Source organism: Pseudomonas sp. FSL R10-0399 (assembly GCF_009600165.1).
Lineage (GTDB): Bacteria > Pseudomonadota > Gammaproteobacteria > Pseudomonadales > Pseudomonadaceae > Aquipseudomonas > Aquipseudomonas helleri.
In genome coordinates, this window is record NZ_WIWK01000022.1 from 22,244 (window position 1) to 40,552 (window position 18,309).

The window sequence follows — 18,309 nt, forward strand, 5'->3', positions numbered from 1 at the left end:
TTCCTCTTATTCTGTTCAAGCCGAAAATAATCGTGTCAGGTAGTTATAGCCGCGAAGTTTGCCATAAATGGCAACATTTGGCCTGATTTGCCGAATTATGAAAACACCTCATCCGGCAGGATCGAGCTTAAGCGTCCACCAGACTCCATTGCTTGCTCAACCGCTTATCCGAAATCGGCACTTTGGTGCCCAGTTGCTGGCCAAACAGCGACACGCGATATTCCTCTAGCCACCAGCGATAGAACTCCAGTTGCGGGTCGCGCTTGCCTTCCTGAGCATGCTTGGCAGCACGCGCCTGGTACTGGGCCCACAAACCTGCCAGCTCAGCACTCCAGACCCGGTCTTTCTGCACCTGACCCGGCAGTTTTTCCAGGCGCATTTCAATGGCCTTGAGGTAGCGCGGCAGCTCTTTGAGCCACTGCCCCGGGGTTTCGCGCACAAAGCCCGGATACACCAAATGGCTCAGTTGCTGCTTGATGTCATTCAGGGCCACCGCCTGGGCCAGATCAATCTTGCCTTTGAAGCGCTTTTGCAGCCTGTGCCACAGCTTGAGAATGTCCAGCGTCAGTTTGGCCAGCTTCTCTGCGTGCTCGGTCAAGGCACCGCGCTTGCGCTCGGCCAACGACGCCAGCCCCGCACCATCACGCGGCAACGTCGCTTCGCCCTCAAGGATGCAGCTGTCGAGGCTGGCCAACAGGATGTCTTCGACCAGGCTCTCGACTCTGCCCAGCTCGCGGTACAACAGGCCCAGTTCGGTCTGGCCCGGCAACTTGCTGCGCAAGAACTTGGCAGGTTCAGCCAACTGCTGCATCAGCAAACGCTGCAAGGCCCGGCGGTGCTGATACTCAGCCTCGGCAGGCGTTGAGAAGCGCCCTTCCTTGACGGTATTGCCCTCTTCCACCAGCGCCGGGTAGACGGTCATCGACAGCCCGGCGATCTTTTGCTGGGTTTTCTCGGCCACAGGCGCAAAGACTTTGGCTTCGACAGGCTGCTGGCTTTTGGCTGTTTGCGGCACCGCCAAAGCAGCCTGACTGGCTTGTGCAAAGCGTGCCGTCAGTTCGGCAAGGTCACGACCTTCACCCAGGAACTTACCGTCGCCATCGACAATTTCGAGGTTCATCTTCAGATGACTCTCAACCTGCTGCGCGGCTTCGGCCCACGCTTCGTCAGTCACCCGTGCGCCGGTCATGCGCAACAGTTCACGGCCCAATGCCTGCGGCAGCGAACCTTCAGCAAAGGTCATGCGTTGCAGCGCGGCTTTGACGAAGTCCGGCACCGGGACGAAGTTTTTGCGCAAGGCCTTGGGCAAACTGCGCACCAGGGCAATGCATTTGGCTTCGATCATGCCCGGCACCAGCCACTCCAGGCGCTCTGGCGGCAAGACCGGCAACAAGGGCGCCGGCACTTTAACCGTCACCCCGTCACGCGGGTGATTGGGTTCAAAGTGGTAACTCAATTCGAGGGTCAAATCCCCCAAGTGCAGGGTGTTCGGGTAGTGCTTGGCAGTGATTTCGGTGGCTTCGCGAGCCAGCACGTCCTCTTCGCGCATGATCAGCAACTGCGGGTCTTTTTGGCTATTGACCCGGTACCAACTGTCAAACGTCGCGGTCTGGTGAATCTCGGCCGGCAGACGTGCGTCGTAAAACGCATAGAGGGTTTCTTCGTCAGCCAGAATGTCACGCCGCCGCGCCTTGGCTTCCAGCTCATCGAGCTGTTCGAGCAGTTTGGCGTTGGCGCTCAGGCACTTGGCCCGCGACTGAATCTCGCCGCGCACCAGCCCTTCTCGGATAAACAACTCACGTGACAGCACCGGATCAATCGGGCCGTAATGCACCGCGCGCCGACCGACCACAATCAAGCCGTACAGAGTGATCTGCTCGTAGGCCACCACTTGCCCGCGTTTCTTTTCCCAATGCGGCTCAAAGTAATTCTTTTTGATCAAGTGCCCCGCCAGCGGCTCGATCCAGTCAGGTTCAATCTTGGCCACCATTCGCGCATAGAGCTTGGTGGTTTCGACCAGCTCGGCAGTCATCAGCCATTGCGGGCGTTTTTTGCCCAGGCCCGACGACGGGTGGATCCAGAAGCGACGCTGACGCGCGCCCAAGTAATCGCCGTCTTCAGTTTTCTGCCCGATCTGGCTGAGCAAACCGGACAACACCGCTTTGTGCAGTTTTGGATAGTCGGCCGGCTCTTTATTGACGCTGAGCTGCATGTCGCGGCAGATCAAACTCAATTGGCGGTGCGAATCGCGCCACTCGCGCAGCCGCAGGTAATTCAGGAAGTTCTTGCGGCACCAATTGCGCAGCGGGCTCGCGGTCAAGGCCTGGCGTTGCTCTTCAAAGCCGCGCCACACATTGATCAGCGCGGCAAAGTCCGAGTCCACATCCTTCCATTGCGCGTGGGCCTGATCCGCAGCCTGCTGACGCTCGGGCGGGCGCTCACGCGGGTCTTGCACCGACATGGCACTGGCGACGATCAACACTTCCTGCAAGCTGCCCAGCTTGGCGGCTTCAAGCAACATGCGGCCCATGCGCGGGTCCACCGGCAAGCGCGCCAACTGGCGGCCCAGCGGTGTCAGCTGGTTCTCGCGGTTAACCGCTGACAGCTCTTGCAGCAGGTTGAAACCGTCGGTAATGGCCTTGCCATCCGGCGGCTCGATAAACGGAAACGCGGTAATTTCGCCCAGACGCAGGTGCAGCATCTGCAAGATAACGGCTGCAAGGTTGGTCCGCAGAATCTCGGGGTCGGTAAATTCCGGGCGACCGTTGAAATCTTCCTCGGCGTACAGGCGCACGCAGATCCCCGGCTCGACCCGACCGCAGCGGCCTTTACGCTGGTTGGCACTGGCCTGGGAAATAGCTTCGATAGGCAGGCGCTGCACCTTGGCCCGATAGCTGTAACGGCTGATGCGCGCGGTGCCGCTGTCAATCACATAGCGGATGCCCGGAACGGTCAACGAGGTTTCTGCAACGTTGGTCGCCAGCACCACGCGACGCCCCGGATGCGACTGGAATATCAGTTGTTGCTCGGCCGGAGACAGGCGCGCATACAAAGGCAGAATTTCGGTGTGCTTGAGTTGCGCCTTGCGCAGCATCTCGGCGGCATCGCGGATCTCGCGCTCGCCGGGCAAAAACACCAGCACGTCGCCGGGGCTTTTACGCTCGCTGCGCTCATGGGCGGCGATTTCATCGAGGGTGGCGATGATCGCCTGGTCGACACTCAAGTCCTCCTCGACACTGTTGCCCTCTTCGTCCTGCTCGGAGGTCAGCGGGCGATACCAGGTTTCGACCGGGAAGGTACGGCCGGACACTTCAACAATCGGCGCATCGTTGAAGTGTTTGGAAAAACGCTCCAGATCGATGGTGGCCGAGGTGATGATGACTTTGAGGTCCGGGCGCCGTGGCAGCAGGATCTTCAGATAGCCGAGCAAAAAGTCGATGTTCAGACTGCGCTCATGGGCTTCGTCGACGATGATCGTGTCATAGCGCTCGAGGTAACGGTCGTGCTGAGTTTCGGCCAGCAATATGCCGTCGGTCATCAGCTTGATCAGGGTGTTGGAGTCACTCTGGTCCTCAAACCGCACTTGATAGCCGACCAGCGCCCCCAGCGGCGTACCCAGTTCTTCAGCAACCCGGCTGGCAACGCTGCGCGCAGCAATCCGGCGAGGCTGGGTGTGACCGATCAACCCATGCTGGCCGCGGCCAATTTCGAGGCAGATTTTCGGCAACTGAGTGGTTTTACCCGAACCGGTTTCACCGGCCAGGATCAACACCTGATGCTTGAGCAACGCCGCCTTGATCTCGTCACGCTTGGCGGCAATCGGCAGATTTTCGTCATAGCGAATCAACGGCACGCTGACCGCCCGCGCAGTCACCTGCGCGCACGAGGCCTGCACACGCTCGGCCCAGGCCGCCAGTTTGGCGTCATCAGGCTTCTTGCGCAGCTCATGCAACTGCCGCCGCAGCTTGTGGCGGTCAGCAATCATGGCGTGATCAAGGTTTTTCAACAGTTGGTTGATAGCAGGCGATTCGTCAGTCATCAGGTGCGCAAAAGTCTTGGTAAAGGCAGGCGGCGATTGTCGCAGATTTAAGCGGTTATGCACGAATCTGTAGGAATTGCGCGCAACCATTGCCTTGCAGGCTGCATCCCCTACACTGCGCGGCTTAATCTTTGTAAGAGATACCTTGTGAGATTCGCAGATTTTGTACGCATGCTGTCGCTGGCCGGCATTTGGGGCGCCAGTTTCCTGTTTATGCGAATCATCGCGCCAGTGCTCGGCTCTATTCCCACCGCATTTTTCAGGGTTTCGATTGCCGCTACCGGCTTGCTGGTGATGTTGGTGCTGATGCGCGTCAGCTGGAACTTCGGCGGCAAGTTGAAGGTGGTGTTGATCCTGGGTGTGATCAACTCCGGGTTGCCCGCCACGTTGTATTCGGTTGCGGCGCAAGTACTGCCTGCGGGGTATTCGGCCATCTTTAATGCGACCACGCCGCTGATGGGCGTATTGATTGGCGGACTGTTTTTCAGCGAACAACTCACCCTCACCAAGCTGGCCGGGGTATTTCTCGGGTTATTTGGCGTCGGCGTGTTGACCGGTGCCGGGCCGGTGGCCTTCGACCTGAATTTGCTGATGGGCGCCCTTGCCTGCCTGCTGGCGACGATCTGCTATGGCTTTGCGGGCTTTTTGGCGCGCCGCTGGCTGGACCAACAAGGCGGGCTTGACCCGCGCCTTTCGGCCATGGGCAGCATGCTCGGGGCGACCTTGTTTCTGCTGCCGTTGTTTGGTCTGAGCCTGCTCAATCAACCACCAGCCGATTGGGGCGGTGCACGGGTATGGTTGTCGCTGTTGGGGCTTGGGCTGGTGTGCACAGCCTTTGCCTACATCTTGTTCTTCCGTTTGCTGACCAACATCGGCCCGGTCAAATCCATGACCGTGACCTTTATGACCCCGCCCTTCGGGATCTTGTGGGGCGCCTTGTTTCTGGGCGAACCGCTGTCAATCGCGCACCTGTACGGCGGGCTGCTGATCGCCGCAGCGTTATGGCTGGTGCTCAAGCCCAATAAAAATGCCCTGTAGGAGCGAGCTTGCCTCGCGATCTTTTAAAAGATCAAAAGATCGCGAGCAAGCTCGCTCCTACAGGGCGATGCGGGTTAACGGGTAGTTTTACGGAACACGAAGACCAGTCCGATGATGATCAAGGCCATGCCGAGCACACTCAGCAAGGCCAGTTTGTTGCCAAAGATCAGGTAGTCCATGACTGCTGTGACCGCAGGTACCAGGTAGAAAAGGCTGGTGACGTTCACCAGATTGCCCCGGGCGATCATCCGGTACAACAGCAAGGTCGCCAGCACCGACACCACCAAGCCCATCCACAACACCGGCACCACAAAGCCTGCGCCGTGTTCAAAGTGGAACGGTTGAAACGGCACAAACACCGCGCACAACAGCAACCCGGCCAAGTATTGCAACGGCAATGTACCCAGCGGGTTCTGGGTAATGCGTTTTTGCATCAAAGTGCCCGCCGTCATGCTCGCCAACGCCAACAACGCACAGAGCATTCCACCCCAGGACAAACCGGCCAGACCAATGTTTTGGTACACCACCAGAATCAAGCCAGTCAGCCCCAGCATGAGCCCCAACGAACGGCTAAAAGAGTGACGACGCTCCAGAATCACCGCCGTCAGGATCGGCTGCACACCCATCACCGTGGCCATGACGCCGGGCGTGACCTTGAGGTCCAGCGCCAGCAGATAAAAAATCTGATACGCGCCCAGCAGCACCGTCCCGGTGGCCAGTGCGTAACCAATGGCTTTGGCGCCGCGTGGCATCTGCAGTTTCATCGACGGGATCAACAGCACCAGTGCCAGCAGAGCGATGGCAAAACGAATCAACAGAAAGGCAAAGGGCGAAGCATGGGCCAAACCCCACTTGGAGAAAATCGCGCCGCTGCTCCACAGCAGAACAAACAGGCTCGTGGACGCCGCCGCAAACGCGGACTCTTTAGAAATCGAAAACATGGGTAACACCTGTCATCAGACATAAAAAGCCAACTCAGCCGAAGCTGAAGTTCAATGGTTTTTTAGACGGGTACGGGCAGCCGAAAGCTCAGCTCAGCCCGCAACACCAACACCCGGTGGCGAAACAACGACGTTCACCACGGTGCGGCTGACAGGAGGGGGATAGTGGCTGATCTGCACAGGCTGTTTGCCCCCGCACGGCACCACGCCAGCAAAGACTGCTGGAACGACAACGCTGTGAGTAAGGGAAACCGGCATGTGCTGATTCTTTTGAAGAGAGTGGTATGAGCCATTGGCTCAACGAGCGCTGACTATAACCAGCGCTCGACACTTATTGCAATGACTGAACAGATTTAAAACACGTCGGTGTCCAGTACAACAGTGCACTCCGCATCGACTCCCAGAATTCAGCAAAACCTATGCCCAAACCTAGAATCCGGCTCAAGCATCAATTATTGAAATCACAGGCCAGAGCCATCGCGCACTCAATTCTGGCAGAGTCAAATGTCACCAAGGATGGTGCTCTATGCATAGTCAGATTTGAGCCCATTGATAGCGAAGCGCTCGCTGCGCTCGTCGAATGGGGCGATAACGTCCATTTTTCCTGGGAGAAAATTCCAGAGTGGAAAGCTAGGGAGCCGTGGTCGTTGGACCTTTCAATATGGTCTGGAGCAGAATTGTGCGGGCTCTGTTTCGCTAACCCGAATCAAAGTCGACTGCGAACCAAAATCGTCAGACTCGAAGGCAAACCTGACAGCCATCACCCTCTGAAAAACCGCATAGCCGCATTGACTATGATTGCCGTTGAACAGTATGCAAGACTCATCGGCAGCGAATGGCTGGAAATTCAAGAGCCAGCACAAGGTGCGCTACCGGTATATCGCGACCTGGGGTTTCAATTCGATGCATTTAGCCGCCTTGTCGTACGCTTGGATTAGGACTAGTATCGATCTCGCTGATCAATAAACAACCAAAACGGTGGCAATATGCAAGCAATCAACCCGACACCGTCTCCACTAAAAACACGGCCCGACGGAAAATCAGAGGGGGCTACTGCTTCAAATCATCAGCAGCGCTTTCTACAGGTTGCGTTGAACGGCAGCAAAGCCAATGAGCCAACAGGTGTTTTAGCGGGCCGCTAATTTAATTTCTCCAATAAAAAACCGCTCATCTAGAGCGGTTTTTTATTGCGCGCCTCAAATCAACCGAACAACCAACGCCACAGCAGTACCAGCACGATCACGGCCAGCACCGGGCGGGCGATGCGGTATAGCTTGGGGTTGCGGCGTTTCCATTGTTTGACTACGCCGCTGAAGCGGTCACTGAAGCTTTTGCTCCAGGCGTAGGCTTTGTTGATGCCGCCTACGCGTTCGTCGTCGAGGTTTTGCGGGGCGGTGGCTTTGCCCAGTTGCGCACTGACCCAACGATTGATGCGGGTCATGAGGCGGCTGGTCAACGGGCGCTCGACGTCGCAAAACAGGATCACGCGGGTGATGTCGGTTTCGTTTTTCACCCAGTGCACGTAGGTCTCGTCGAACATCACGTCTTCACCATCGCGCCAGGCGTATTCCTCGCCATCAACGAAGATGCGGCACGCGTCGGAGTTAGGCGTCGACAGACCCAGGTGGTAGCGCAAGGAACCTGCGAACGGATCGCGGTGCGGGTTGAGGTGGCTGCCGCCCGGCAACAAAGCAAACATCGCGCCCTTGACGTTGGGGATGCTGTTGACCAGCTCTACGGTTTTAGGGCACAGCAGTTCGGCCGATGGCAGCGGCTTGTCGTACCACTTGAGGTAAAAACGCTTCCAGCCTTTTTTGAAGAATGAGCCAAAGCCGGCGTCGTTGTTCTTCTCGGCGGCGCGGATATAGCCTTCGTCGAACAAGTGCATGGCTTCTTCACGAATGGCTTGCCAGTTGTCTTTGAGTACGTCCAGCTCGGGGAATTTGCTGCGGTCCAGATAAGGCTTGGACGGCACGCCCGAGAATAAGTACATCAGCGCGTTGTAGGGCGCAAAGAATGCGGAGTGGTTGACGAACTGGCGCAACACCGGCAAACGCGCCTTGCCGCGCAAATGCACGTACAGGATGCTGCCGACAAACAGCAGTATGAGCCCTGCCTTGATGGCGAAGGATAAGGTCATGCAACAACTCCTCGAAAATACCGTGCGGCACCAAAAGCCCGCCGTGGCAGCCCGCCATGATAAACACTACCGACGCAGGACAAAACCCGCGCATTCCAACATTCAGTCTTAAGTACTACGCAATAACAGCGTAATTATGCATAAGCAGGCGTTTAGATCGTTTGATTTGAGTCATCAGTAACGGGTGGGAGCGGGCTTGCTCGCGATTGCGGCTATCGCGAGCAAGCCCGCTCCCACAGGACCTTCGGTCTTACTGCTGCAATTCCTGTTCGCTGAACAGGTCGCTGAACAAGAAGCTCGACAGGTAGCGCTCGCCCGAGTCCGGCAGGATCACGACGATGGTCTTGCCCTGCATTTCCGGGGTTTCAGCCAGGCGTGCGGCCACGGCCATGGCTGCACCGCCGGAAATCCCGCTCAAGATGCCTTCATCATGCATCAGGCGCAGAGCCATGGCCTTGGACTCGTCGTCGCCAACCAACTCAACTTTGTCGAGAATCGACAGGTCGAGGTTTTTCGGCACAAAACCTGCGCCAATGCCCTGAATTTTATGCGGCGAGGGCTTGATCTCCTCCCCGGCCAGCGCTTGGGTGATCACCGGCGACGTGATCGGCTCAACGGCGACCGACAGAATCGGCTTGCCCTGGGTGTGTTTGATGTAACGCGATACGCCGGTAATGGTGCCGCCGGTGCCCACGCCCGCGACCAGCACATCCACATCGCCGTCTGTATCGTTCCAGATTTCCGGGCCGGTGGTTTTTTCGTGGATCGCCGGGTTGGCCGGGTTATCAAATTGCTGCGGCATAAAGTACTGCTCAGGGTTGCTGGCCTGAATTTCAGCAGCTTTATCAATGGCGCCCTTCATGCCCTTGGCCGGCTCGGTGAGTATCAGCTCAGCCCCCAGCGCCTTGAGCACTTTGCGCCGTTCAAGGCTCATCGAAGACGGCATGGTCAACACCAATTTGTAACCCCGTGCAGCAGCCACGAAGGCCAGACCGATCCCGGTGTTGCCGGAAGTTGGCTCAATAATGGTCATGCCCGGCTTGAGCACGCCACGGCTCTCGGCGTCCCAGATCATGTTGGCGCCAATCCGGCATTTCACCGAATAGCCAGGGTTACGCCCTTCAATCTTGGCCAGAATGGTCACGCCACGCGGCGCAATTTTGTTGATCTGAATAAGAGGTGTGTTACCGATGGAGTGCGCGTTATCTGCAAAAATGCGGCTCATGGCGGGGTCCTTATGCACCTTTTGGGAAGGCCCCAAGGGTAGGCTTCACGGTTCATCGCGTCCAGTCGTGACGCCTCAGTCAGAGACTGAATAAGGCGTCTGCGTTCACCTGAGGCGGACGTCGCGTTATAGTCGGACATACTTTTTTGTCCCCCGCCCTGCCCTTGCAGGCCTGGATCATGGTTTGAGGAATTGCAGATGAAGTTTGAAGGCACCCGCGCCTACGTGGCCACTGATGACCTGAAACTGGCGGTCAACGCAGCGATCACCCTGGAGCGCCCGCTGCTGGTCAAGGGCGAACCCGGCACCGGCAAGACCATGCTCGCCGAGCAGTTGGCCGAATCCTTTGGCTGCAAGCTGATTACCTGGCACATCAAGTCCACCACCAAGGCCCATCAAGGCCTGTATGAGTACGACGCCGTAAGCCGCTTGCGCGATTCGCAACTGGGCGTGGACAAAGTGCACGATGTGCGCAACTACCTTAAAAAAGGCAAATTATGGGAAGCCTTTGAGGCCGAAGAGCGGGTCATCCTGCTGATCGACGAAATCGACAAGGCCGACATCGAGTTCCCCAACGACCTGCTGCAAGAACTCGACAAGATGGAGTTCTACGTTTACGAGATCGATGAAACCATCAAGGCCAAGGTCCGCCCGATCATCATCATTACCTCCAACAACGAAAAAGAACTGCCGGATGCGTTCCTGCGCCGCTGCTTCTTCCACTACATCAACTTCCCGGATCGCACCACGCTGCAGAAGATCGTCGACGTGCACTTCCCGGATATCAAGAAAGAGCTGGTCAGTGAAGCGCTGGACGTGTTCTTCGATGTCCGAAAAGTACCCGGACTGAAGAAAAAACCGTCGACGTCCGAGTTGGTGGATTGGCTCAAACTGCTGATGGCCGACAACATTGGCGAAGCGGTGTTGCGTGAACGCGACCCGACCAAAGCGATCCCGCCACTGGCCGGCGCGCTGGTGAAAAACGAGCAGGACGTGCAGTTGCTGGAGCGTCTGGCGTTTATGAGCCGTCGCGGCAATCGCTGATTTTTCAAGAAGGCGATAAGCATGCTGCTTAATCTGTTCAATGAAATGCGTGCGGCCAAGGTGCCGGTTTCGGTGCGCGAACTGCTGGACTTGATCAACGCGCTGAAAAACCGTGTGACATTCGCCGACATGGACGAGTTTTACTACTTGGCGCGTACGATCCTGGTGAAGGACGAGCGCCATTTTGACAAGTTTGACCGTGCCTTCGGCGCCTATTTCAACGGCCTGCAAAACCTCAATGAACACCTTGAGGCGCTGATCCCTGAGGACTGGTTGCGCAAAGAGTTTGAACGCTCGCTGAGTGACGAAGACCGTGCGCAATTGCAGTCGCTGGGCGGCCTGGACAAGTTGATCGAGGCGTTCAAACAGCGCCTTGAGGAACAAAAGGAACGCCATGCCGGTGGCAATAAGTGGATCGGCACCGGCGGCACCAGCCCGTTTGGCTCGGGCGGTTATCACCCCGAAGGGATTCGAGTAGGCGATGCCGGGGCGCGTCAGGGCAAGGCGGCGAAAGTCTGGGAACAGCGTGAATACAAGAACCTCGATGATCAAGTCGAGTTGGGCACCCGCAATATCAAGGTAGCGTTGCGTCGCCTGCGCAAGTTTGCCCGCCAGGGCGCCGCCGATGAACTGGATATCGACGGCACCATCGACCACACGGCCCGCGATGCCGGGTTGTTGAATATCCAGATGCGGCCCGAGCGGCGCAACAACATCAAGCTGTTGTTGCTGTTTGATATTGGCGGCTCGATGGATTCCCACGTAAAAACCTGCGAGGAGTTGTTCTCGGCCTGCAAGACCGAGTTCAAGCATCTGGAGTACTACTACTTCCACAACTTCATTTACGAGTCGATGTGGAAAAACAACCAGCGCCGCCACGTCGAACGTATCGCCACACAGGATGTGCTCAACACCTACGGCGCCGATTACAAAGTGATTTTTATCGGTGACGCAGCGATGGGCCCGTATGAAATCACCCATGCCGGGGGCAGTGTCGAGCACTGGAACGAAGAGCCGGGCTACAAGTGGATGCAGCGTTTTATGGAGAAATATAAAAAGCTGATCTGGATTAACCCGTATCCGAAAGACACCTGGAAATACACGGCATCGACCGGGATTGTGCAGGACCTGGTTGAAGATCGCATGTACCCGCTGACCCTGGACGGGCTGGAAGAAGGGATGCGGTTTTTGGCTAAGTAATCCCGTTTTTTTTGTAGGAGCGAGCTTGCCTCGCGATCTTTTTAAAAGATCAAAAGATCGCGAGGCAAGCTCGCTCCTACGGGTTCGGGGTTAGATGAAGCGTTGCATAAAAGCCTGGTGCTGGCGCTGTGCGGCCTCTTGGGTGACGGGCCGCAAGTAGACGGTCTCCCCCGGCACACATTGTGCCAATCGCGCCAGCGCCAACGGGGTTAATGCCCCCAGGCGCGGGTAACCGCCAATGGTCTGCCGGTCATTGAGCAAGACGATCGGCTGGCCATCGGGCGGTACCTGGATGGCGCCCAGCGGAATGCCTTCAGAGATCATCGGCGCACCCTGATACTCCAGCGCCGGGCCCTGCAGGCGGATACCCATGCGGTCTGCGCGGCTGTCGAGGGTCCACGGCTGATTGAAGGCATCGAACGTGCTTTGCCCACTAAACGCGCCGATCTGCGCGCCCAGCACCACATCCAACAAAGGGTTGGCGGTAAAGCCGGGCTGTTGCGCGAGGGGAATTTCACGTAGCGCAGACGGCTCGGCGGTGTAATTCAGCTCATCGCCAATGGCCAACGCACGACCGAAACCATCGGGGCCACCCAGTTGCTCACGGACTACCGTTGCACTGCTGCCCAGTACCTGCGGCGCGACAAACCCGCCGGGAGCTGCCAGATAGGCACGAGCGCCCAACAGTGGCTGGGTAAAGCTCAGGGTCTGGCCTTTTTTCAACTCGATACACCGCCAGGGCTTCAGTGCTTTACCGTCGACGCTTGCCGCCAGATCGGCGCCCGCCAGCGCCAGGGTGCAATCGCTCTGGGCAATCAGGCTCATGCCGCCCAAGTTGATCTCAATGACCGCCGCGCCTGGTGCGTTACCCAGTAGCCAGTTGGCCCACGTCATCGACAACCAGTCTGCGGCTCCGCCTTGAGTCACGCCCAAATGCCGTACACCAAAACGCCCGGCATCTTGCAACAGACACATCGGGTTGCTGGCCTTGATCAGTAAACGGCTCATGCAAAAGCCTCCTGAGGTGTGTCGTCACCGCCTAACCGGATGAATTCTGCGTGGGAAACAGCCTCGAATTGCACGGTATCGCCGGGCTGCATCAAGCTGTAGCCCTCTCGATTGCGATCAAACAGAGCGCTCGGGGTGCGGCCGATAAGGTTCCAGCCACCGGGCGATTGCGCCGGGTAAGCCGCCGTTTGCTGCTCGGCAATGCCCACGCTGCCTGCGGCCACACGCTTGCGCGGTGTGTTCAGGCGTGGCGCGGCAAGGGCTTCTTCGACCAGCCCCATAAAGGCGAAACCGGGGGCGAAGCCCAAGGCGAACACTTGATATTCACGCTCGCTGTGGCGGCGAATCACCTCACTCACGGGGCAGCCAATGCGCGCGGCCAGCAGCGAAAGTTCCGGGCCGACACTGAGGTCGTACCACACCGGCAGCACATGGCGCTGGCCAAGGCGTTGCGTTTCGGGACGCAGCTCCGTGATGGCCAGGTCGATCAACGCCCGGGCCTCGGCCGGGGTCAGCGCCAGGCCGTCGTAATGCACCATCAAGGTGGTGTAGGACGGCACCAGGTCTATCAGATGGTCGGCAAATACAGCGCGCAGTCGCTCGCTGGCCGCCAGCATCCACGGCATGTTGCTTTCCGCGATTTCATCGAACAGACGCAGCATCAGGCAGTCGATGGCCACGACTTCAATCCGCGGCTTCATGGCTGCGCCTGCTGGTTCAGGGCTTCACGAATGCGCCGCACGGCCGCCACCGAGCTGGCGTTGTCGCCGTGTACACACAAGGTCGTGGCGTGCAGGTGCAAGGCGCTGCCGTCGCTGGCCGTCAGGGGCTGGCCTGCGGCAATCGTCAGCGCTTGCTGAACGATGACATCTGCTTGATGGTGCACGGCGCCGGGTAACTGGCGCGAGACCAAGTGCCCGGCGCTGTCGTAGGCACGGTCGGCAAAGGCTTCGAACCACAGGGTCAGACCAAACTCATCGCCAATGGCCTGGGCCGCGCTGTTGTCACGCGTGGCCATCAGCATCAGCGGCAAGCTGACATCGTAGGCGGCGACCGCCTGAACCACGGCGCGCAACTGCGCGGGGTTGGCCATCATGTCGTTGTACATCGCGCCATGGGGTTTGACGTAGCTGACGCGCGAGCCCTGGGCGCGGCAGATGCCATCCAGTGCGCCGATCTGATAATGCAGCAGGTCTTGCAGCTCTTGCGCCGAGAGGGCCATGGAGCGCCGACCGAAGCCCGCCAGGTCTTGATACGCCGGGTGCGCGCCGATCAGCACATTGTTCGCCAGCGCCAGGCCCACAGTTTTGCGCATGATGCCCGGATCACCGGCGTGAAAGCCGCATGCGATGTTTGCGCAATCAATAAATGGCATCACCTCGGCATCCAGGCCCAGGGTCCAGTTGCCAAAGCTTTCGCCAATGTCGCAGTTCAATAACAGGCGGCTCACGGTGATGCTCCTGTGGTCTTTTTAGAAATTAGGTGCAGGCATTTTTCGACAGCAACAGGCGGTTAGTCCAACTAATAAAAGCAGGGTATGGGGATAAGAAAAGTTGATGGCTTGATGCTGCCTCGCGATTTTTTAAACATCAAAAGATCGCGAGGCTAGCTCGCTCCAACAGCGGGGGACGGGGTTTAGCTGTTGCGTTCGCGGCGGGCGATACGTTCGCGCTGGCGTTTGCCGCCCAGCACGACCCAGTCCACCAGCCGGAAGAAGCCTTCGATGATGAAGGAAAACAGCAATGCACCGGCCATTGCCCAGCCAATGGCGGTGGGCGACAGCAGTACCTGGTAGGTGTAGGCGTTGAGCGTTTCCTGGCGGATGTCCGGGTCGGCCGCATAGGCCACTTGAAGGGCGCGGATGTACCAGGGGCCTTGCATGGCCTGGAACTGGTCGTCGAGCAGGCGCTGACGGTTGAGCAAGGTGCTCAGGCTGGTGGCATCGCTGCGAAACACCGGGTCGTCACTGGCCTGGTAATGCGCCACCAGGGCGTGCAGGTCACCTTTGAAGAATTGGTTGGCGGTGTTCTGGAAACCGGCCAGCCCGGTCTGGGCTTCGATCAGGTGCGCTTCCACGCGGTTGGCGTAGTCGTTGATAAAGCCCGGCACTTGCACGCCCAGTAACAGGCCCAGCGTAAACAGCACCAACCGCAGGTAGCTCAGCCACATACACGCGTCCCTTAATCAGTTTTTCCGTGGCTGATGCGCTCACCGCGGCGCCAAAGGCTCCAGTGGCCAGGCTCATAGCGCGTCCAGACTTCGTTCTCGGTCAAAGGCTCGGTGGCGATCACGGTCACCACGTCGTTAGGCGTTGTTTCTGACTGGAAGTCGACGATCACGTCGACATCTTTCAATCTGGCTGGGCCAAACGGTGCGCGTCGAGTGATGTGCACCAGTTTGGTTGAGCAGTAGCAAAACAGCCAATCGCCATCACTGAGCATGCAGTTGAACACGCCTTTGCTGCGAAATTCTGCGCAGGCCTGGGTCAGCACCGGGATCAGCTCTTCGACTTCAACCGGCTCCGGAAACGCTTCACGCACGCGGTTGAGCAAATCGCAGAAAGCCGCTTCGCTGTCGGTGTCGCCAATCGGCCGGTAGAAGCTGGCGCTCGGTGAGAAGTCAGCCAATTGGCCGTTGTGTGCAAAGCACCAGTTACGGCCCCATAACTCGCGGACAAACGGGTGGGTGTTGGACAAGCAGACTTTGCCGACGTTGGCCTGGCGGATATGACCAATCACCACTTCGCTTTTGATCGGATAACGCTGCACCAGCAACGCGACTTCAGAGTCGCAACTGGCGGCCGGGTCCTGGAACAAACGCAGACCGCGACCTTCATAAAAGGCAATACCCCAGCCATCACGATGCGGGCCGGTACGCCCGCCACGCTGCATCAAGCCGGTAAAACTGAACACAATATCAGTCGGGACATTGGCGCTCATGCCCAATAATTCACACACGCTCGCACACTCGCATTCAAGCTCAACGAAAAGAAATCAGACCCGCGGTTCAACCCGGTTCGAGCCTGCCGGACGCGGCGCAGGCGGACGACCGTAACGGTCATCACCGGCCGAGCCGAATGGCTGGTCATCTTCCGGGTCAATTTTGCGGTTTTGCTCAGCAACTGCGCTTTGCGCCTGACGCGCCTTGCGGGCACGCTCGATTGGCCAGCGAATAAACACAAACACCGCGTACAGGCAAAACGCAAACAGGGTGTACATCAACAAGTCAGACGCAGCACGCCAGACGTTGTCACCCACCTTGAACGCCAGGTCCAGGGCCGAGATGGCCACCGCCGGGGCGAATTGATCTTTGACCGGGTCAATAATGGTCGGGCTGAACAGCAGCACCGCCATCAGGATGCGTAATGGCTCACGTAACCAGCGCCACATAAAGCGGGTCAGGCGGCACCATACGAGCAGGCAGCCTAAAGCGGCGAAGGCGTATAAGCCCCAGGCGATCAGATAGTCGTTCTCGGTCATGGTATCCATGGTCGGCAGGCAATGAAGCGCTATGATAACGGCTTTTCGAGAGTGCGGCTGCACCGCCGTCAGCGTCACTTCTATTCATTCAGATTTCAGAGAACGCTCAATGACCGAATCAGCCTACGCAAACAGCGCACCAATCGCACATAAGGTCGAGGGTTCTGACCCCTACGCATGGTTACAAAATCGCGATAGCAAAGAGGTTTTGGACTACCTGATAGCGGAAAACAACTACCAGGAAGCGCAACTGGCCGACCAGGCCGAATTGCGCGAAACGCTGTTTCAAGAGATCAAGGGACGGATTCGCGAGACAGATTTGTCGCTCCCCTCCCCTTGGGGCCCGTATCTGTATTACACCCGCACCCAGGCCGGTGACGAATACGCCCGCCACTACCGCTGCCCGCGCCCGGCCGATGACAGCCAACAGGTCGACGAAAACGCCGAGCAGTTGCTGCTGGACCCGAACGCCCTGGCCAATGGCGGGTTTATTTCATTGGGTGCGTTCAGTATCAGCCCGGACCATCAGCGACTGGCCTATAGCCTGGACACCAGCGGCGAAGAAACCTACCGCCTGTTCGTCAAAGAGCTGGCCATTGGCGCCGTCACTGAACTGCCCTTTGAGGACTGCGATGGCAGCATGACCTGGGCCAATGACAGCCAGACCCTGTTTTTTGCAACGCTGGACGACACTCATCGCCCGCACAAACTGTGGCGTCATACCTTGGGTGAAACCGGGGCCCATGAGGTGTTTCATGAAGCGGACGGGCGATTTTTCCTGCATTGCTACCGTTCAAGTTCCGAACGCCAACTCATCCTGTTGCTCAACAGCAAAACCACCAGTGAAACCTGGGTGCTGGACGCCGAGCAGCCGCAACAGGCATTTCGCTGTTTGGCGCCACGGGTTGAAGGCCACGATTACAGCGTCGATCATGGCCTGCACGAAGACCAGTGGGCGTGGTTTATCCGCACCAATCAGGACGGGATTAACTTTGCGCTGTATTACGCGCTGGGTGACGCCCCGCAGCGCAGTGAGTGGCAACGCCTGATCGCCCATGACGACCAGGTCATGCTTGAAGGCCTGACGCTGAACGCCAAGGCGCTGTGCCTGAGCCTGCGCGAAGGCGGCCTACCGATTATTGAGATCCGTCCGAACGGTTTGCCGTCATACCGCGTGCAACTACCAGACGCAGCCTACAGCCTGTATGTGCAAGACAACCTTGAGTTCCAGGGTGCGCACATCCGCCTGCGTTACGAGTCGCTGAATCGCCCGGCGCAAGTCCGCCAGCTGACGCTGACCGATGGCGAACAAAAGGTCCTCAAGGAAACGCCGGTACTCGGGCCGTTCAATGCCGATGACTACGTCAGCCAACGTTTGTGGGCCACTGCGCCGGATGGCACCCAGGTGCCCATTAGCCTGGTGGTAAAGCGTGATGCGCTGGGCAAACCGACACCGCTGTATCTGTATGGTTACGGCGCCTATGGCGAAAGCCTTGACCCGTGGTTTTCCCACGCACGCCTGAGTTTGCTTGAACGCGGCGTGGCGTTTGCCATTGCCCATGTGCGCGGCGGCGGCGAGCTGGGCGAGGCGTGGTATCGCGCGGGCAAGCAGGAGCATAAACACAACACATTTAGCGATTTTATTGCTTGTGCCGAGCATTTGATCGACCAAGGGCTGACCCGCAGCGAGCAATTGGTGATCAGTGGCGGCAGCGCGGGCGGCCTGTTGATAGGGGCAGTGCTCAATCAACGTCCGGAACTGTTCAAGGCGGCGATTGCTGAAGTGCCGTTTGTTGATGTGCTCAACACCATGCTCGACCCGGATTTGCCGCTGACGGTGACCGAATACGACGAGTGGGGAAACCCGCAGGAGCCTGAGGTCTACGACCGCATCAAGGCCTACGCGCCTTATGAGAATGTGGCGGCGCAGGCGTACCCGGCGATGCTGGTGATCGCCGGGTACAACGACAGCCGTGTGCAGTATTGGGAGGCGGCCAAATGGGTGGCCAAGCTGCGCGCCACCAAGACCGACGACCATTTGCTACTGCTTAAAACTGAGCTGGAAGCCGGCCATGGCGGCATGAGCGGCCGCTATCAGGGCCTGCGCGACGTCGCGCTGGAGTATGCGTTTGTGTTTAAGGTGTTGGGGATTTAAGCCTTTGCGGTTGTCGGCCTGCAAGCAACGGGTTGCGCTG

17 protein-coding genes are annotated in these 18,309 nt (G+C 58.3%); 6 read left to right on the forward strand and 11 right to left on the reverse strand.

From position 1 onward, the window contains the following. Window positions 1-127: 127 nt before the first annotated feature. Entirely contained in the window at window positions 128-4,039 is a 3,912-nt protein-coding gene (hrpA, locus tag GHO41_RS09010) for an ATP-dependent RNA helicase HrpA (protein WP_153433394.1), read from the reverse strand. A 171-nt stretch (window positions 4,040-4,210) separates the two neighbouring features. Between hrpA and GHO41_RS09015 the strand changes: the two genes are divergently transcribed. Further along, window positions 4,211-5,077, forward strand: coding sequence for a DMT family transporter (locus tag GHO41_RS09015; protein ID WP_153329334.1), 867 nt, complete (start codon window positions 4,211-4,213; stop codon window positions 5,075-5,077). Window positions 5,078-5,151: 74 nt separating this feature from the next. Here GHO41_RS09015 and GHO41_RS09020 read toward each other — a convergent pair whose 3' ends face one another. Then, on the reverse strand, window positions 5,152-6,018 hold the full coding sequence (locus GHO41_RS09020; RefSeq protein ID WP_153433395.1) for a DMT family transporter: 867 nt from the start codon (window positions 6,016-6,018) through the stop codon (window positions 5,152-5,154). 93 nt (window positions 6,019-6,111) lie between these two features. Next, window positions 6,112-6,276, reverse strand: a complete 165-nt coding sequence (locus GHO41_RS09025) for a hypothetical protein (protein ID WP_153433396.1) — start codon at window positions 6,274-6,276, stop codon at window positions 6,112-6,114. 161 nt (window positions 6,277-6,437) lie between these two features. On the opposite strand from GHO41_RS09025, the gene GHO41_RS09030 reads away from it, so the two are divergent. Further along, complete coding sequence (locus GHO41_RS09030; RefSeq protein ID WP_153329296.1) at window positions 6,438-6,956, forward strand: hypothetical protein; 519 nt, start codon at window positions 6,438-6,440, stop codon at window positions 6,954-6,956. Between the two features lie 48 nt (window positions 6,957-7,004). Continuing rightward, on the forward strand, window positions 7,005-7,160 hold the full coding sequence (locus GHO41_RS30070; RefSeq protein ID WP_153329295.1) for a hypothetical protein: 156 nt from the start codon (window positions 7,005-7,007) through the stop codon (window positions 7,158-7,160). A gap of 59 nt (window positions 7,161-7,219) precedes the next feature. Here the strand turns inward: GHO41_RS30070 and GHO41_RS09035 are convergent, their stop codons facing one another. Together GHO41_RS09035 and cysK are read right to left on the reverse strand one after the other, a co-directional pair. After that, entirely contained in the window at window positions 7,220-8,158 is a 939-nt protein-coding gene (locus GHO41_RS09035; protein WP_048371563.1) for an aspartyl/asparaginyl beta-hydroxylase domain-containing protein, read from the reverse strand. 250 nt (window positions 8,159-8,408) lie between these two features. Continuing rightward, entirely contained in the window at window positions 8,409-9,383 is a 975-nt protein-coding gene (gene cysK / locus GHO41_RS09040) for a cysteine synthase A (RefSeq protein ID WP_048371564.1), read from the reverse strand. A 198-nt stretch (window positions 9,384-9,581) separates the two neighbouring features. On the opposite strand from cysK, the gene GHO41_RS09045 reads away from it, so the two are divergent. Both GHO41_RS09045 and GHO41_RS09050 read left to right on the forward strand, forming a co-directional pair. Next, window positions 9,582-10,427 (forward strand): MoxR family ATPase, encoded by an 846-nt coding sequence (locus GHO41_RS09045; protein ID WP_123751986.1) that lies wholly within the window; start codon window positions 9,582-9,584, stop codon window positions 10,425-10,427. Window positions 10,428-10,448: 21 nt separating this feature from the next. Then, complete coding sequence (locus GHO41_RS09050) at window positions 10,449-11,627, forward strand: VWA domain-containing protein (protein ID WP_048386160.1); 1,179 nt, start codon at window positions 10,449-10,451, stop codon at window positions 11,625-11,627. Window positions 11,628-11,717: 90 nt separating this feature from the next. On the opposite strand, the gene GHO41_RS09055 is transcribed toward GHO41_RS09050, so the two are convergent. The 6 genes from GHO41_RS09055 to GHO41_RS09080 form a co-directional block, all read right to left on the reverse strand. Further along, complete coding sequence (locus GHO41_RS09055) at window positions 11,718-12,635, reverse strand: biotin-dependent carboxyltransferase family protein (RefSeq protein WP_153329293.1); 918 nt, start codon at window positions 12,633-12,635, stop codon at window positions 11,718-11,720. Then, window positions 12,632-13,336, reverse strand: a complete 705-nt coding sequence (locus GHO41_RS09060) for an allophanate hydrolase subunit 1 (protein WP_153329291.1) — start codon at window positions 13,334-13,336, stop codon at window positions 12,632-12,634. Before GHO41_RS09060 ends, GHO41_RS09055 begins: the two co-directional genes overlap by 4 nt. After that, window positions 13,333-14,085, reverse strand: a complete 753-nt coding sequence (locus GHO41_RS09065) for a 5-oxoprolinase subunit PxpA (RefSeq protein WP_323370811.1) — start codon at window positions 14,083-14,085, stop codon at window positions 13,333-13,335. Before GHO41_RS09065 ends, GHO41_RS09060 begins: the two co-directional genes overlap by 4 nt. A gap of 185 nt (window positions 14,086-14,270) precedes the next feature. Next, window positions 14,271-14,804: a DUF2937 family protein gene (locus tag GHO41_RS09070; protein ID WP_048371575.1), complete on the reverse strand. Its 534-nt coding sequence runs from the start codon at window positions 14,802-14,804 to the stop codon at window positions 14,271-14,273. A gap of 11 nt (window positions 14,805-14,815) precedes the next feature. Next, the gene (locus tag GHO41_RS09075; protein ID WP_048371577.1) at window positions 14,816-15,592 is read right to left on the reverse strand and encodes a class II glutamine amidotransferase; all 777 of its coding nucleotides are present in this window, start codon (window positions 15,590-15,592) and stop codon (window positions 14,816-14,818) included. Between the two features lie 36 nt (window positions 15,593-15,628). Then, a complete protein-coding gene (locus GHO41_RS09080; RefSeq protein WP_048371644.1) occupies window positions 15,629-16,123 on the reverse strand; it encodes a hypothetical protein in 495 nt (164 codons plus the stop codon). Between the two features lie 100 nt (window positions 16,124-16,223). Between GHO41_RS09080 and GHO41_RS09085 the strand changes: the two genes are divergently transcribed. After that, window positions 16,224-18,269 carry a S9 family peptidase gene (locus tag GHO41_RS09085; protein WP_048371578.1) on the forward strand — a complete coding sequence of 682 codons (2,046 nt, stop codon included), beginning with the start codon at window positions 16,224-16,226 and terminating at the stop codon, window positions 18,267-18,269. Window positions 18,270-18,309: the final 40 nt, after the last annotated feature.